The sequence below is a fragment of the Candidatus Poribacteria bacterium genome (genome assembly GCA_028820845.1).
In the GTDB taxonomy this organism is placed as follows: domain Bacteria; phylum Poribacteria; class WGA-4E; order WGA-4E; family WGA-3G; genus WGA-3G.
This window is the reverse complement of record JAPPII010000037.1, coordinates 17,146-34,271: the sequence shown is the minus strand read 5'-3', so window position 1 is coordinate 34,271 and position 17,126 is coordinate 17,146. Positions and strand designations below refer to the sequence as shown.

The window sequence follows — 17,126 nt, the reverse complement described above, 5'->3', positions numbered from 1 at the left end:
CAGATATCCTATGTAGCATAGGCTGTTAGCCTGTGCATCCAACCGAAGGAATCTGCCTAGTGGAGAAAACCAATATGTCAGAAACAACACAAACCTATCTCGCCTTGGGAACCGAAACCGAAAAAACAGATAACGGATTCTACACCGCCCTCAATTACATCCGAGAAAACGCCAATACACACTACGGAAAAGGCAAACTTTTCGAGCGACTCATCAGAACATATTTCCTTGAAGATCCTTTCTACCAAAAACGATTCTCCGAAGTCTACCTCTGGTCGGAATGGGCAGCACTCCGTCCAGAATTCGACGGCGTTGATATAGGCATCGATCTCGTCGCAGCAGAACGCGATGGCGGCTACTGCGCGATTCAGTGTAAGTGCTATGCCGAGACCACACGCATTTCAAAAAAAGACTTGGATACATTCATCTCCGCTTCGGCACGTGAACCCTTCACCTCCCGAATGTTCGTAGACACGGCACACGACTGGAGTGCCAACCTCCACAGAACCCTTGACGGATTGCAACCGCCATGCCAACGTATCAGTGCCGCCGACCTCGCCAGCCGACCGGTAGCATGGCCCGATCTCAGCATTCAAGAGGCCGAGCAACTCGACTACCAACAAGAGACCTTCAGCCTACGCGAACATCAGAGAGAGGCGTTTAACGACGTTATTAACGGCTTCAAAGAATCCGATCGCGGCAAACTGATTATGGCATGCGGCACGGGTAAGACCTTCGCAGCACTCCGAATCGCTGAGTATCTTGCGGGTGTTGGGGGTAGGGTGCTGTATCTTGTCCCTTCCATCGGACTCTTTGCACAGGCAATGCGTGAATGGTCAGAACAACAAAGTGTGCCACACCGCTATATCGGTATCTGCTCGGATACAAAAGCAGGTAAAACCGCTGAAGACGCATCTATTTTGGAACTCGAAATTCCTGTTACCACTGACCCCGCCGACATCTCCAAAGCACTCCAGAAAACCGACGCTAACAATATGAAGGTCGTTTTCTGCACCTACCACTCTCTCCCGATTGTCGAGGCAGCACAAGACGCAGGCGCGCCCCCGTTTGATCTCATTCTGTGTGATGAAGCACACAGAACCACCGGTATTGAAGACAACGGAGACAAAACATCACCCTTCGTTCTCGTCCACAATGCCGATCGTGTCCGTGCCAAGAAACGTCTCTATATGACGGCTACCGCACGACTCTATACGGAAGGCGCGAAGGCAAAAGCAGCACGCCACGACATCGAAGTCTTCTCTATGGACGATCCCGAAACCTACGGACCCGAATTCCATCGACTCCCCTTCTCCAGAGCCGTCGAGCAAGACCTGCTTTCTGACTACAAGGTTGTCGTACTCGCTATGTCGGAACAGAGCACGGACGCGGCACTACAGACCTATCGCACCGCCGGTGGAAAAGAAATCAACATCAACGATGCCACAAAGATTGTCGGCTGCTGGCGTGCCCTCCAAAATCCTGAAAGGAAATCCGCTGACGATCCAGAGATAAAACCGTTGACCCGCGCCATCGCATTCACGAATACCATCGCCGCCTCAAAGAATCTTGTGCATCACTGGAACGGCGTTATTGAAAGTGCGATTGAACGCATGCCGGAAGACCAACGGCCCGCTGATTTCACATGCGAAACCGATCACGTGGATGGGAAGACAAACGCACTCCAGCGAAAGAAACGGATTGAATGGTTGAAGGGCACTTCTAACGGTGTGTGTCGTATCCTCTCCAATGCACGCTGCCTCTCGGAAGGGATTGATGTGCCAGCACTCGATGCCGTGCTTTTCATGAGTCCGCGCAACTCACACGTTGACATCGTTCAGGCAGTCGGCCGCGTCATGCGGAAAGCGGAAGGCAAGCAGTACGGCTATATCGTCCTCCCAGTTGCAATCCCCTCAGGTGCCGACCCCGCCGATATTCTCAATGATAATGAACGTTTTGCTTCCGTGTGGAATGTCCTCCGCGCCCTCCGTTCTCACGACGACAGACTCAACGCCGAAATCAACAGAATCGACCTGAACACCGCAACACCCGATCGGATTATCTTTACAGGACTCAACGAGGACGGGGAGGGTATCGGATCTTATGCTGCAAACGGTCAACAACTCTTTCTACCCATGGATCTCCCACCCGATGCGATATTCGCTAAAATCGTGGAAAAGTGCGGAGACCGAAAATACTGGGAGAGCTGGGCAAAGGATGTCGCCGATATTTTCCTTCGGGTCGTCGGACGCATTGAGAGCCTACTGGACACCCCCGAAAACGATGCACTCCGTGAATGGTTTGACGATTTCCATTCGGAATTGAAAAGTGCTATAAACGACGCAATCACGCGGAGCAATGCCATTGATATGATGGCGCAGCATATCTTGACCCGTCCGGTCTTTGAAGCACTCTTCGAGAATTACGACTTCGCTTCCGGCAACCCTGTCGCAATTGCCCTTGACAGACTCCGCAACGATTTTGCGGAATTCGGTCTTGAGGACGAGACGCGGGATTTGGAGAAGTTCTACGAAAGCGTCCGAATACGCGCCCGTGGTATTGACAATAGTGAAGGCAGACAACGCGTCTTGTTAGAACTCTACGAGAAATTCTTTGCCACCGCACTGAAAAAGGACGCGGAACGCCTCGGTATCGTCTATACCCCCGTTGAAGTCGTGGACTTTATCTTGCATAGTGCAAACGAAGTTTTACAAGACGAATTCGGAAAAAGCCTTAGCGATGAAGGCGTTCATATTCTGGATCCGTTCACCGGTGCCGGTATTTTCCTTGCACGTCTTATTCAATCCGGACTTATTAAACCTGATGACCGCGAACGCAAATACCGCGCCGAACTCCACGCCAACGAGATCGTCCTCCTCGCCTACTACATTGCCGCTGTCAATATTGAGGAAGCCTTCCGAGGACAGCGCGGACAAGACAGTACCTACGAGCCCTTCAACGGCATCGTCTTAACCGATACGTTCAACCTAAACAAAAACAGAACCCTTTTCCCAAGAGACTGGCTACCTGATAACAACGAGCGCGCCGAGCGTCAACAGCAGCTTCCTATCGGCGTTATCGTCGGTAATCCGCCATGGTCTGCAGGACAACGAAGTGCAGCGGACGACAATCCGAATGTAGAGTATCCTGAGCTTGAAGAACACATCAGTAAAACTTACACTGAATACTCTACGGTGACAAACAAAAATAGTCTCTATGACACCTACAAGATGGCAATCCGATGGGCATCCGACAGAATTGAAAAACAGGGAATCATTGCATTTGTCACCAACGGTTCATGGATTGACGGGAACGTTGATTCAGGAGTCCGGGCATGTTTAGCAGAGGAGTTCAGTTCAATCCATGTCCTGAACCTGAGAGGAAATCAACGTACTCAAGGAGAGGTGTCACGTCGTGAGGGCGGAAAGGTGTTTGGGAGCGGTTCCCGCGCCCCTGTCGCTATTACAATTCTCGTTAAGAACCCAAATGCGACACACAAGGGGTGTAAAATTCAATATCGCGATATTGGCGACTATCTCACACGCGAGGAGAAATTGGATACACTGCACGAAGCAATATCCATGAAAGGTTTCAGCGATTGGCAAATAATCATCCCTAATGAATACCACGACTGGATAGGACAACGCAGTAAGGTTTTCCAAAAATTCTACCCGATGGGATCAATGGAGGCGAGGGCAGGCAAAGCAGACAACGCGATATTTGGGTTGTACTCAAGAGGATTAGCAACAGGTAAAGACACATACATCTATAACTTTTCGCGTGATACCTGTACTGAGAATGCGGAGCGAATGACGGAGGGTTATCTCAATGCTCTACAAGAGCGAGAGAATAATCCTATAATCACAGTGGAGGAAGTAGTTCGCCGGCATACCTCAGGTATTAAGTGGGATCGTGAACTTGAAAACAATCTACGCAGAAGGAAAATGCCTCGATTTGAAAGCGGCTATATCCGAAAAGTCGCGTATCGGCCGTTTGTAGCAACGAACTGTTATGCCGACTATACATTTGTGCAGATGAAATATCAGCTGGATCGAATTTTTCCTGACAATTCCAGCGAAAATCATGTGATATGTGTCCCCGGACTCGGCAGCAAAAAGCCGTTTTCTGCCCTTATAACCGACACGATGCCAGATCTCGGGTTCAATAATGCCTCACAGTGTTTCCCACGCTACCAATACCCGAAACCTGTAGATACATCAGACGCAACAGGTACATTTGACGGTATTGACGAGGCACCTGATCGTATTGACAATATCTCTAACACCGCACTGCACGCCTTCCGTGAACATTATCGCGATGATGTTATCACCAAAGACGACATCTTCGATTACGTCTATGGGGTTCTACACGCCCCGAGTTATCGAGAACAGTTCGCAAATGATTTATCCAAAATGATACCGCGCATCCCTTATGCCCCAGATTTTCACGCCTTTGCAGAAGCAGGCGTTGCCCTTGCAGAACTCCATCTCAATTACGAAACCTGCGAACAATACCCCTTGGAATGCATCTTCTCCCATCAAGGCGAACCGCAACCGATCCATTTTCGGTTGACCGAAAAAGCAATGCGTTTCACCGATAAAGAGACCAAGACAACCCTCGTCATCAATGAGCATGTTCGTCTATCTGGCATCCCAGAAGCAGCGCACCGGTATGTCGTCAACGGCAGAACCCCTTTGGAGTGGTTTATTGACCGCTACAAAATCACAACGGACAAAGACAGCGGTATCGTCAACGACCCCAATGGCTGGTTTGCAGATCCCCGCGATCTCGTTGCGGCGATTGAACGGATTGTTTATGTAAGTGTGGAGTCTGCGCTGATTATTGATAATTTGTCTACAGAAATAACTACAGGCTAATATCCTCACTTGCCCTGTCATATTGGCACAATTTAATTCTGACCTTTGTTTAACGATTCGCTAAATATTTTCGCAATAAGTAGTTTTGGGCTTGAGAATTTTCGTTATACGATTTTCTCTGTTTTCATATTTCTGCCAAATATTCTCTTCAGTTCATCAGGATCCGATATAAATGACTTATCAATCATCTCATTAAACACCTCGTCAATTTTTACCCATTCACGACGAGGGAGCGTCCGTCCTAGTCCGTCTAGGATATAGTTCTGAACGGCTATGGCGTGTGCTTTATGCTTACACTTTCGGATACCAATCAATACCGGATCACCTGTAGGATAATACGTTACAGGCATCCGAGTATGCAACAAGTGCTTTGTACTTTCACCGATTTTAGCGAACTTTTTATTATCAGAATATCTCCACGCATACACCAAATCATAGTCTTCACCTTTAGGCATAGGAGGTGGTGGAGACGATGAGTTGTTTGATTTCGGGTTAGTCGGAGTCCAATTGGAATCGTAGTTGGTGAGGTCAGGATTGAACCCTGGTTTCACTTTGATAGTTTCTTTCTGATCTGTCTCTACCTTTTTCTCATCATTAGGCTTATCCTCAGGCTCATCTGACGCGTTAGGTACTTCAGCAGACGAAGGGTCAGGAACTGGTTCTGATTCCTTTTTATTTTCTGACTCATCTTCAATCTTATCAGCAGGATCTTCTCCCGCGTCAGGCACTTCAGCAGACGAAGGGTCAGGAACTGGTTCTGATTCTTTTTCGTCTTTAGGTTCGTCAACAGGTCCATCAACGGGGACATTTTCCGTAGGCACTTCAATAGGGGCTCGTTTTGATTCCTTTTCAGGTTTGGCATCCTCAGACTCTTCCACGACTGCTTCTACCTCTGTAACTTCGTTGGTATTCCCTCTAACTATGCCTGATGTCCTAAGTCCAAATTTATCCTTTAAGGCTTTAATCAGTTTACAAAGTTCCAGAACGGTCAGTTTGCTAATTTTTTCAACCATTGCTTTTATGTCTGCAGCCATGTTTACCTTTTCCTTTGATTTTCGCAATGAGTAGTTTTAATTTTAGAAAATTTCGGTAGCAATGAGTGATCCATCTGGAATTCTCTCGATATTTATTGGAACTTTTTCACGCCTTGGGCTTTCATCAGCATTTCTAAAGTTTTTCGCAACAAGTCGTTTTGGGATCGGTTAAATTCATTTTCACAGTAAATAGTATAGCATTTTCATCGCTATAGTCAAGAAAAAACCGCGACATCTATTGAGGTATCGCGGTTTTTTCTTCCTTGAAACTACCTATTCTGTTGATTTATCTGCTGGAGGCGGTTCTGGCTTCGGTGCTTCCGGTTGAGGATTAGGATTTGGGGCTGGTTGTTCTGTTGGCTGCTCTGGTGGAGGTGTAGTATCAGGGTTACTTATCTCTGGTACTATAGGTTGAGTAACAACCCCTTCATCTATAGTATTAGGTTCTGGGGCTACGGGCACTATAGGTCTACTAACAATGCCTCCTTTGTGAGTGTCAGTTCGAGGGGGTATAACTTTCGTTATTTTGGACTTTGTATCGTTTGCTGACATGAAAGTACCTCCTGTGGTAAATGTGAGTAAAATACACAAAGAAATTGAGGTTATACACACGCGGCGCGTGTACTTACTAAGTCGATCATACCTCTTTTTATCCGCAGGCATTACCTCCAATTGCTTGTCAGGAGGCAAATTCTGATTTTTAGCGGAGATATCCAGCAATTGTTCATTGACAGAATTGGAAGATTCCAATAGGTAATAAAGAAGGATATAGGTTATGAGTGAGCATATTATAGCCCCCAATGATAATACCCCAATACCCCAATGCCAGTTGTCTTTGACGAAAACGTTATAGAGACTGGATATAGCAATAATAGCTGTAGGTATTTGCCCAATCAGTCGGTATTTAACTTCATAGTTAGAGCGATTTTGAGCATTGACTGTATTATGATAAGTTACATAATCGTCATGTTGACTGGACATTGGTTAATTCCTATTAACCTGAATTACTTGAGGGTGTTTCAGAAATAATAGTTGCGAAAAGTCAGGATAGTACTCTTTGAATTAATTTTTTTATCCCTAAGAAATTAGATTCGCGGAGATACCCATGAAATATCCTGACATGCAAGAGTATATCAGATTTCTTTTTTTCCTGTTAGATGAGTTTTCAACACCTGCGGAAAAAGTTTCAAAAAGCGGGAGACCCCAGACGTATTCGGATGCTTCGCTGATCGTCTTTTACACCGTGATGACGCTGAAGGGGATCACTTCTATGCGTGCCCAGCAAACTTACTTATTTCATCACCCCCTCTACCTTGAAGCCTGTCGGTTGCCGGGGTGTCCGTCTCATGTGACCTTGGGTCGGAGATATAAAACCTTGACCCCGAAACTCCAAGCCTTCACCGAACACATCGCCGCTTCAGGGTTTACCAGGGCAGCCGGGTTTCGGCAAGCCGTCGTTTATGAAGATAAAAGTTTGTTCAAAGCCGCGGGGGCCCGTCTAGCATCAGAAGGACCGCCACAACAATGAGATACCCAAAGGCTTACGCGGTGTTGATACAACTGCCACGTGGTCTCAGAGCGGGTATCACGGGTGGGTCTATGGCTACGGGCTCCATTTCACGAGTATCCGCGCTTTCCCGTGATGTTTGATCTCCTGCCTGCCAACGTCAATGAACGCAAGGTCTTGGATACGAAAAAAGACCGATTGCTTGAAAAAGGCGTGCGGTGTATCGTCGCAGATAACGGAAACCATGTGGATAAAAAACGCCAAGCCGCTTTTGCGGAAGCCGATGTGCTTTTGCTCACCCCACAAACGACTTATGCCCAAGCCAACCCGCTCTTAGGGGCAGACCCCTTGTATACCGCAACACAGATCAACTCGTGGCAAAAAGCACGAAAAACCGCAATCGAACCCGTCTTTGATTTGCTGAGCAAACTCCTATCTATCACAGGGGCACATAAACCTTTACCCATACGAGGACTCGCTTATGTTTCCACCTTTTTGGGCATTGGCATCCTATTGTTGCAACTCGCAATGCTAATGAACGTCAGATACGGGCTACCCATACGAAACGTTACCCATATCAAAACCGTCTTTCGATAACAAATTAACGATTTATGAAACGCCCTCTACTACTTAAAATTATACTATATCCATTTAGCCGTGTCAAGAAAATCTGCAAACCGCGACACCCCAACTGGTGTTGCGGTTTTTGTTGACTATGAAGCCTAAAGATACTACAATTTTATTGCTGATTATGCCATAGGTAAGGCTTGCCACAATCCTTACAACGCTGGAAACTCTGAATATTTGAGACGCTATATGGACTTTCTAATACCTTACTACATGAGGGATATTGACTAAGTATTTCTGACCCACATTTAGCACAATATGTAATTAAAGGAAATGATGGTGCAAGAACACGACACAACATCACATCTAATGCTATTCTTTCGCAGAGATGAAGACGAAGACGATAGGGACGATGAACTCATGCAGCATTTACGGAATAGAGAACCGTCCGAAACAGAACCAGCAGTCTTTACTAACACAGGCAGACCAAGATGCAGCGATCTCGTGGATATTTTTTCAGTAACCTACCTAAAAATCAGGGTAAATCCGCGATCCAGACAGATTTAACAAAAAGCGTTATTGAGAAGAGCATCTAATCCGCGTCAATCCGCCGAATCCGTGAAAATCCGCGATTCAGACAATTAACCACTAACCGCGAACTGCGATCCAGCACCGCATCAGAACAAAAAAAATCAATATTTTCCTTGACTTTCCGATTTATATATGCTATACTTAAAATAATTATTTTCAGAGATGGTAGAAAATCAACAATCAGGACATTGAAAATGTTACACTTTTGGCATTTTTTTTCATAACGGAGACGCATAAAAAAACGCCCACAAACCCTTACAGTGACTGGGTTTGTCCAACGTTACACACTTACACAAAATGTTACACCAGTGTAACATTTTTAACGAAAATTACTTAAAACATACCATTAAGTTAAAATAATACTCGCGCTTGTATGTCCACAGAGAATGCGTTTATCTGCAAACCCTGATTCTGAAAAACAGATGCGCACCACTTTCATAGTAACCCGCCCAAATGTACTAAAAGTACAAAGCCGTCTAAACCCACGCCACCATTGGCGTTACAGCGATAATTCCGAGAGGCGAAAAATTCGGATTCATAGTAACAGAAAAAAACACACCTTTCATAGATAGCCTACGAACCCACGTCACACCTGACTTCATGAGGGTTTTAAAGGCACAATCTTCAAAACGTTACTATGAATCACTATGAATCACTATGAAAACTATGAATCCGTACAAAATCGCACACCAACCAAGCACCTAAAAAATCCGCGCCATCCGCCGAATCCGTTATTCAGACAATTACCCGCGAACCGTAAACCACATACCGCGAATAACGAATAGCGATTAACGATAAGCGAATAGCGATTAACGATCGGCATTTTTCCCTTGACACGAAAGGCGGATACAATGTAGTATATATGCGTAGTTTAGCGACCCAATATTATAAATTCTGAGGTGATAAACGTGCGAAGGACCAATCAACTCGCGGCTATTGCTATACTTATCTGCCTGATTCTGTCCGGATGTACTTTATCGCGCGATGTTGACCAGATTGAGGCTTACAACCAATTCGCGATAAAAGCAGCACAAGCGCAACTCTGGAACGAGGCAGTTTTCCGATGGAAACAAGTGATTGCGGTTGACCCAGAGAACGCTAAAGCGTATAATAACCTCGGTGTCGCTTACGAAGCACTCGGAAACACCGATGAGGCTGTCGCTGCCTATGAGCGCGCAACCGGATTAGAACCCGGTAACAAATACTATCGACTCAACTATCGTCGGTGCCGTATACACATTCGGCGGAGTGGGGCTGATGATGAGGACGCACCGCTCCTTGATGAAGATGCACTACACTTGGAAGAAGGGGAACCTCCACACAGGGAGTAATGGAAATAGAGGTGCACAGATGCCGAAAAAAATAGTAATTCTCTTAGTAATCCTAACGTGTTGTGGGTGTGGTAGCACGGTCACGCGGGTCTCTATTCCCGTGAAGATCCAATCTGAAATCGACGTTAGCCGGTATTCCAACTTCGCCGTTTTGCCGTTTATCAGTGAAAAGCAGGCGGAGCGCAACGAAGAACTGCCACCGGAGGTCGGTGAGGATATCGCCGCCATACTCCGTAGAGGGTTAGCACGCCAAAAAAGTTTCAAGGTCGTCAGTACACAAGAAACCACAAGACTCCTTACCGGCGAAACCCTCGGAGAAGAGTGGCTCTCTGATACAAAGCATCTCAGTCAACTCGGCGAGTACTTTGAAGTGAAAGGTGTTATCGTCGGGAGTTTCCGATTTTATTCAGATAGCCGTCCAAGACGCTATTATGGGGAGCGATATTCCATACAGCGCCAACGTTACGTGATGGACTATCAGGACTATATGCAGAAGACTTATCTGCTCGCGCTGCGTGTGATGATTATTGATGTTGAAACCGAGCAGATTATTTGGGATGAGTCCTACCGGCGGAGCACTGCAGAGGCACATACCATCGGTTCTTTTATTTTTTCGCAGGTCGGTCCCAGGGAGAACACTATTAGGGAACTCGGCAAGCGTGCAGTATCAGAGTTTACACGTCAAATTTCCCCACACTATGAGCGCGAAGATAGATATCTGGTAAAATAACTCAAGTTGCTTAACGAATTTTAAACGTTCTAACAAAGTGTTTTCAGAACTTTCCTCACCCCAGCGGGGTGATATGTCTATAGAAAACTTGTGGAAAAATAAATAAATAGGAAAAAAAGATGAGTGGTAAGAAAAAAACTCAAATTAACAATTGGCAGTCAGCAGTCAGCAGTTGGCGGTTAGCAGTTTGCTATTTGCTATTTGCTATTTGCGGTCTGCTATTCGCTATTCCGTGTGTCACGTGGGCACAAAGTTTCGGAAAAAATAAAATTACGGCACAACGTTTCGAGTGGCACATCCATAAAACAGAGCATTTTGATATCTACTATTATCCGAGTGAAGCAAAACTTGTTCCGATCATGGCCGCGATTGCTGAGGAGGCTTACGAGCAACACAGTGCTGATTTTGAACATGAGCTCCGAGACAGAACGCCTCTGATCCTTTACAAATCCCACAAAGATTTTCAGGAAACCAACATAATCCTCCAAGAACTCCACGAAGGCATCGGCGGATTCGCTGAACTCTTTAAACATCGCATCGTTATACCTTTCACCGGTTCGCTTGAAGCGTTTCGAGAAGTGATCTTCCACGAACTCATCCATATTTTCCAGTACGACATCATCTATCAGAAACCGCATGCCCGTATCTATAGCGGCGAGTTTCTCTATTCCGCACCGATCTGGTTCATAGAAGGAATGGCAGACTACTTTGCCGAAGATAACGATGCCATCGGCGAAATGGTGATTCGCGACGCAAGTATGAATAACAATATTGTACCCTTGCCGCAGCTCCACAACTTCAATCGACTCAGCTCACCGTTTGTTGGATATAAGTTGGGGCAATTGGCGGTAGCGTATCTCACGGAGACCTATGGACGAGAAAAAATCGCTGAAATTTTGCAAGGCTTACGACAAAGTCGGACAAAGGATATCAACCAGGTTTTCATAGAAGTACTCGGTATAGAACTTGAGGAATTTGATAAGGCGTGGAGACAGACGGTACGAAAGCGCTACTGGCCCCTTATTGAGGATAGGGAGTTGCCAGACCTCGTCTCGAAGAATTTGACCGAGAAATCGAAATACTCGCATAATATTAAACCCATCTGGTCCCCAAGCGGCGATATTATCGCTTATGTCACAGGAAATGAAGGATTCCTTGAGATTGTCCTCATGTCTGCAAAAACCGGTGAACGCATCAAACGGGTCACCAAGCGACTTTTCCGCGAGAAGTATGAGGAGATCCGTACGGATTTCGGGGGGTTTGGCAGAAGCCTCGCATGGGCACCCGATGGGGACAAAATTGCCTTCATCGCTAAATATCACGATGCAAACTATCTCCTTGAAGTCAACATTTTGACAGAGGAGCTGACGCAATACTTTGAACTCGATTTTGATAACGCTACGTCTCCAGACTATGATGGGAGCGGGGAGCGTATCATCTTTGCTGCACTCAAAGACGGACAGACAGACCTCTATATTATTGAATTGTTGACCGGTGAAATCAGGCGGCTCACTTTCGATCCTTTCAACGACACACACCCCTCATGGCATCCAACAGCTGATAAGATCCTCTACGCCTCTGAGCGCGGCGGGAAAAATAGGCTCGTCCTTATAGACCTTAATAGCGAAACCGAACGCGTCCTGACCGATAATACCTATAACGCTATCAGTCCAACGTGGACACCAGGGACGGAATCAATCCTTTTCTGCTCGGATGCCCAAGGGATTTACGATGTCTATGAACTTAAGATTGTGGAGAAAACCAGCGCACAGGAAAACACGGATACCACACAAGAAACGCACGATGTCCAGCAGACTGATAGTCCCGCAGATGCCGAGTTACTCGTATCCCCAGAGGAAACGCAGAAATCTGCAGACGCATCTTTAAAGGCTGAACTTACACGTCTTACCAACATCATGACGGGCTGTTTTAATCCGAGTCTGTCACCGGATAGAGACCACCTGCTCTTTAGTGCATACCAGAACGGAAAATATGACGTCTGTCTCATGGACACGTCCAAAACCATTGAGGAGAAAATTGAAGTCGCAGATGTCGAGGAACCCTCCGCGATTTTGACGGCTGAAGAACCAGAGAATTATAGGATTGCTAAGCGGAAGTACAGTACACGATCCTCTTTCGTTTTGGATGCAATCTTTCCAGATTTTACTTTCGGTGCCGACGGTATCCTGAGAAGCTCGGTACAAATCGTCGGTAGTGATATGCTCGGCAACCATCGCGTTGGGGTCAGTGTAATGAATCAGTCCAGCTATCTCGCACCGGATTTCATCGCACAGTACGGATTTCTGACACACCGAACCGATATTGGCGCGATGATTTATAACTATCATGAATACCATATTTTAGGCGGTATCCAGAGCAGACGCGGCATTTTACAGCGGATTACTGGGCTCGGCGCGTATCTCAACTATCCATTTGACAGATACCACCGCCTCGATTTGGCATTCTCGATGTACTCGAAACCGTTTTCCTTTAACTTCCAAACAAGGGAACCTCTCGATCCCTATGAGGACGATAGAGGGCTACTCACTGTTGGCTCTCTCGCCTTTGTTGGGGACACAACGATGTGGCGGGAGTGGGAACCTTATACCGGCTCACGCTACCGCATCGAACTTGAGCAATCCTTCCCCGCACTTGGAAGCGAACTCGCACTGACAAACGTTATTTTTGACGCACGCCGCTACTTCGGACTCGGAAGACGTTCCACTATTGCAGCGCGGTTATTGCTCGGCAGTAACTTTGGTGCTGACCAATCCTACTTCTATCTCGGCGGCATTGACACAATACGGGGTTATGATTATGAAGCCTTAGTCGGCACGCGCATCGGGCTCCTCAACTTGGAAGTCCGTATTCCCTTCATAGATATACTGCACTTCGGATGGCCCGTTCCATGGACCCTCGGCGGCATTCGCGGCATCCTCTTTGCCGATATGGGAGGCGCATGGTCGGATTGGCAGTACGGACCAGAGAACCCCTTCACGCTCTTTGTTTGGGAAAACAATCGACTGCGGCTTGACGATGTTAAAGCCTCCATCGGAATTGGGCTTCGACTGCAACTCGGTGTGTTTTCGGTAGATTTCGCCGCAGCACGATTGACCGATCTCACCGGATTAGAACCCGGTATCAAGTACCACCTCGGACTCGGACAAGCCTTTTAATGGTTGTCAGGACGTTCGCTACGCTCACTTTCAGTTATCGGTTGTCAGTAACTCGTTGTGGCAGGTGAGAACGTTTTTACTGCCACAAGATTCTCTCTAAAAACTGAAAACTAATAACCCTTAGAAAAGGAATACTATGGATTCACGAACCAAACGCTTGATTCCCACTGTCGTCGTCCTCGCAATTATCGGAGGACTCGTTGCTACCTGGGTGAACCTTTACCCGGATTACCTATGGTTTAAGGTAGTTGACTATTGGGGCGTTTACGCTAAAATTCTCACAACAAAAATCGGTGTCGGGGCAGTTGTTGGGCTCTGTTATTTGGTAATCCTCTTAACGAATCTTTTCATCATCTACCGATTCACACCCGCCTATCTCAGCCCGGCTTTTATGGGAGGCGCAGACTTCACAGACGGTGCCACAGACGATCCGGGTGCTACGCGAAGGTTAATTTATGGGGGGCTAACGCTTCTCGCAGTACTGTTTAGTATCTTGATGGGCTACACAGCCAGTGACCGATGGGAAATTTATCTACGTTTTCAAAACGCCGATGAACTCGTTTTTCCCGCTGCTACACCTATTATTGTAGAAGCAAATTTGGATTCTAACGAAATTCCCGTCACACCCTTGGAACTTCAAGCGAAAAATATAAAGGTTGGGGATCCGATAAATGTTCAGGTTGATGGCACAAATCAGGAAGCCCGCGTTGAGGCTGTGTTGAGCAGCGCGATTCGATTAAATACGTCCGTTCAGATAGAAGCCGGGCAAAAAGCGTTTTTCACTTCACCCGCACGCGACCCAATTTTCAACAAGGATGTCACCTACTACGTTTTTGAAATGCCGTTCTGGCGTTACATTTGTGGAACGCTTTTCGGGATTTTCTTGTTGGTGACCATATTCGCACTCGTCATCTACTTTTTCCACGGGCTAGTCACTGGGGATACCAGCCAGTTTCGATTCCGCCCACCTTTCAATGTCAAAGCGCATCTGTTCACGCTTGTCGGGATAACGCTCCTCTGTCGAGCGTGGAACTATCAATTTGTCATGTATGATCTGCTGTATACCTCTAATGACGTGGTACGGGGGGGCGGTGGATACGCCGCGATACAAGCACGGCTTCCAGTATTGTGGATTATGCTCGGTATCACAGTGCTTTGCGCATTGGTTTTTATTGTTAGCGTCTTTCTCAAAAGCAACACGCTTGCTTTCGGTGGGTTCGCTGTATTCCTAATTGCCGGTTTCCTTGGACAAGCCTACCCTGTCGCTATACAAAGATGGCAGGTAGAACCCAGAAAACAGGTGTTGGAAGCGGATTACATCAACTATAATATCAAAGCGACGCTTCAAGCTTACGGCTTGGCTGAAAACACCGTGACAGAACAGGAATATCCTCTCACGGAGCAACTCAGTTATGAGGACATAAGGAGTCAGGAGAACGCCCCTGTTTTTAACAGCATCCGTCTCTGGGATTGGCGACCCTTACGCAGAACTTTCCGTCAACTCCAAGAATTAAGATCGCAATACGACTTCAATGATGTGGATATCGATCGTTATACCGTTGATGGTGAAATTCGACAGGTGATGCTCGCCGGACGGGAACTCAACATCAACGAACTCCCCGTGGAAATCAGAAATGATTGGTATAAGCAAACCTATACCTATACACACGGATACGGCGCAGTCGTCAGCCCTGTTAACGAAATTGTTGACGGGAAACCGCACATGTATATTCAAGGCTTGCCGCCTATTGACTACGATGAACAGTGGCAACACCGGTTTGGTGAAACCCCAGGACCCCGTATCTATTATGGTGAACGCACGAATCGTTACGTTATCGTACACCCAAATCGGAACCAAGGGCTTGAATTTGATTATCCCCAAGAGGGACAGCAGTATGCCGAATATGCCTATCAAGGGCAAGGCGGCGTGCCGCTAAGTTCTTTCTGGCGAAAACTCGTGTATATGCTCAAATTCAATAACGAGATTAACTTCGTCTTACCGGGTGAAATTTCATCAACAAGTAAAATTCTCTATGATCGGAATATCAGGGAACGCGTACAGAAAATCGCACCCTTCTTGCGCTATGACGGTGATCCCTACGTCATTATCTATAAGGGACGGCTTGTTTGGCTAATTGATGCCTATACCATTACACATCGCTATCCCTATGCCGTTTCTATGGAAGAATTCGTTAGCGAAAGAAGACGACAGATTGCAAATACGCAGCGAAATGCTGAACCCTGGGGTAACTATATCCGAAATTCTGTTAAAGTCGTTGTAGACGCTTACGACGGTTCTGTCGATTTTTACGTCATGGAACGAGAACAAGACCCTATTGCAGAATGTTATCGCAGAATCTTCCCAGACCTTTTCAAATCCTTTGAAGACATGCCGGAGGAACTCAAAACGCATATCCGCTATCCGACCTCTATGTTCCTCATCCAAGCGCGCGTCTACCAAGATTATCACATGAAAGACCCTGTAACCTTTTATGCGGGTGAAGATAAATGGGAGATCGGCAGGGAACTCTATGACAATACAGACGCACAGACGCGGCAAGTTGTCCAACCGCAGCAAAGGAACCCGTTTCTACCACAACAGGTACCACAAAGTTCCGGCGTAAATGGGCAACCCGTTGAGCCTTACTATGTGGTTATCAGACTGCCCGGGCAAGAGAGAGCCGAATTCATGTTGATGTTGCCCTACACGCCACTCAATAAACCGAATTTGACAGCATGGCTCGCCGCTCGGTGTGATCTGCCCCAATACGGACAACTCCTCGTTTACCGCTTCCCGAAGGGAAAACAGGTCGCTGGACCTATGCAAGTTGAGAACTTTATTAGCCAAGAACCCGATATTTCTCAACAGATTAGTCTCTGGAATACGCAAGGCTCCCGGGTTTTACGCGGTAATCTCCTGATTCTTCCAATGAATGACTCTCTGCTTTATGTTGAGCCTATCTACATACAATCTGAAGATGAGAAAACCGCTATTCCCGAATTGCGGAGAGTCGTTATTGGATACGGCAATGAAGTCGTCTGGGGTGAGAGTCTGGAGGAAGCACTCGTCAAGATGTTCGGACAGAGAACGACGCTTCAAGCCACTACTACGACACCAATGACTGAAATCGCAACTGACACCGGTACAAATCAGACTTCACTGATAGGTCTTATTCAACAAGCCAGTCGCTATTTTAATCAAGCACAAGACGCACAACGCGCTGGCGACTGGGCAGAATATGGACGCGTCCTTCAACTTTTAGAGGACACTTTACGTCAACTTGAGGGAAATACACAGTAAATGTCTATCGGA

Annotated in this window: 10 protein-coding genes; 8 read left to right on the top strand and 2 right to left on the bottom strand. The window is 46.7% G+C overall.

The features are described from left to right. Positions 1–74 precede the first annotated feature (74 nt). Positions 75–4,877 carry a DEAD/DEAH box helicase family protein gene (locus OXN25_09255; protein MDE0425042.1) on the top strand — a complete coding sequence of 1,601 codons (4,803 nt, stop codon included), beginning with the start codon at positions 75–77 and terminating at the stop codon, positions 4,875–4,877. Positions 4,878–4,981: 104 nt separating this feature from the next. On the opposite strand, the gene OXN25_09250 is transcribed toward OXN25_09255, so the two are convergent. Both OXN25_09250 and OXN25_09245 read right to left on the bottom strand, forming a co-directional pair. Next, positions 4,982–5,911, bottom strand: a complete 930-nt coding sequence (locus OXN25_09250; protein MDE0425041.1) for a hypothetical protein — start codon at positions 5,909–5,911, stop codon at positions 4,982–4,984. 273 nt (positions 5,912–6,184) lie between these two features. Then, positions 6,185–6,892 carry a hypothetical protein gene (locus tag OXN25_09245; GenBank protein ID MDE0425040.1) on the bottom strand — a complete coding sequence of 236 codons (708 nt, stop codon included), beginning with the start codon at positions 6,890–6,892 and terminating at the stop codon, positions 6,185–6,187. Positions 6,893–7,016: 124 nt separating this feature from the next. Between OXN25_09245 and OXN25_09240 the strand changes: the two genes are divergently transcribed. From OXN25_09240 to OXN25_09210, 7 genes are all read left to right on the top strand, one after another. Then, positions 7,017–7,439 carry a hypothetical protein gene (locus OXN25_09240; GenBank protein MDE0425039.1) on the top strand — a complete coding sequence of 141 codons (423 nt, stop codon included), beginning with the start codon at positions 7,017–7,019 and terminating at the stop codon, positions 7,437–7,439. A 111-nt stretch (positions 7,440–7,550) separates the two neighbouring features. Beyond that, positions 7,551–8,015, top strand: a complete 465-nt coding sequence (locus tag OXN25_09235; GenBank protein ID MDE0425038.1) for a hypothetical protein — start codon at positions 7,551–7,553, stop codon at positions 8,013–8,015. Positions 8,016–8,324: 309 nt separating this feature from the next. Next, the gene (locus OXN25_09230; GenBank protein MDE0425037.1) at positions 8,325–8,552 is read left to right on the top strand and encodes a hypothetical protein; all 228 of its coding nucleotides are present in this window, start codon (positions 8,325–8,327) and stop codon (positions 8,550–8,552) included. A 932-nt stretch (positions 8,553–9,484) separates the two neighbouring features. Beyond that, positions 9,485–9,907: a tetratricopeptide repeat protein gene (locus tag OXN25_09225; GenBank protein ID MDE0425036.1), complete on the top strand. Its 423-nt coding sequence runs from the start codon at positions 9,485–9,487 to the stop codon at positions 9,905–9,907. Between the two features lie 19 nt (positions 9,908–9,926). Beyond that, the gene (locus OXN25_09220; protein ID MDE0425035.1) at positions 9,927–10,637 is read left to right on the top strand and encodes a hypothetical protein; all 711 of its coding nucleotides are present in this window, start codon (positions 9,927–9,929) and stop codon (positions 10,635–10,637) included. A 119-nt stretch (positions 10,638–10,756) separates the two neighbouring features. Next, positions 10,757–13,813 (top strand): BamA/TamA family outer membrane protein, encoded by a 3,057-nt coding sequence (locus OXN25_09215; protein ID MDE0425034.1) that lies wholly within the window; start codon positions 10,757–10,759, stop codon positions 13,811–13,813. Positions 13,814–13,949: 136 nt separating this feature from the next. After that, complete coding sequence (locus OXN25_09210) at positions 13,950–17,114, top strand: UPF0182 family protein (GenBank protein ID MDE0425033.1); 3,165 nt, start codon at positions 13,950–13,952, stop codon at positions 17,112–17,114. Positions 17,115–17,126 lie beyond the last annotated feature (12 nt).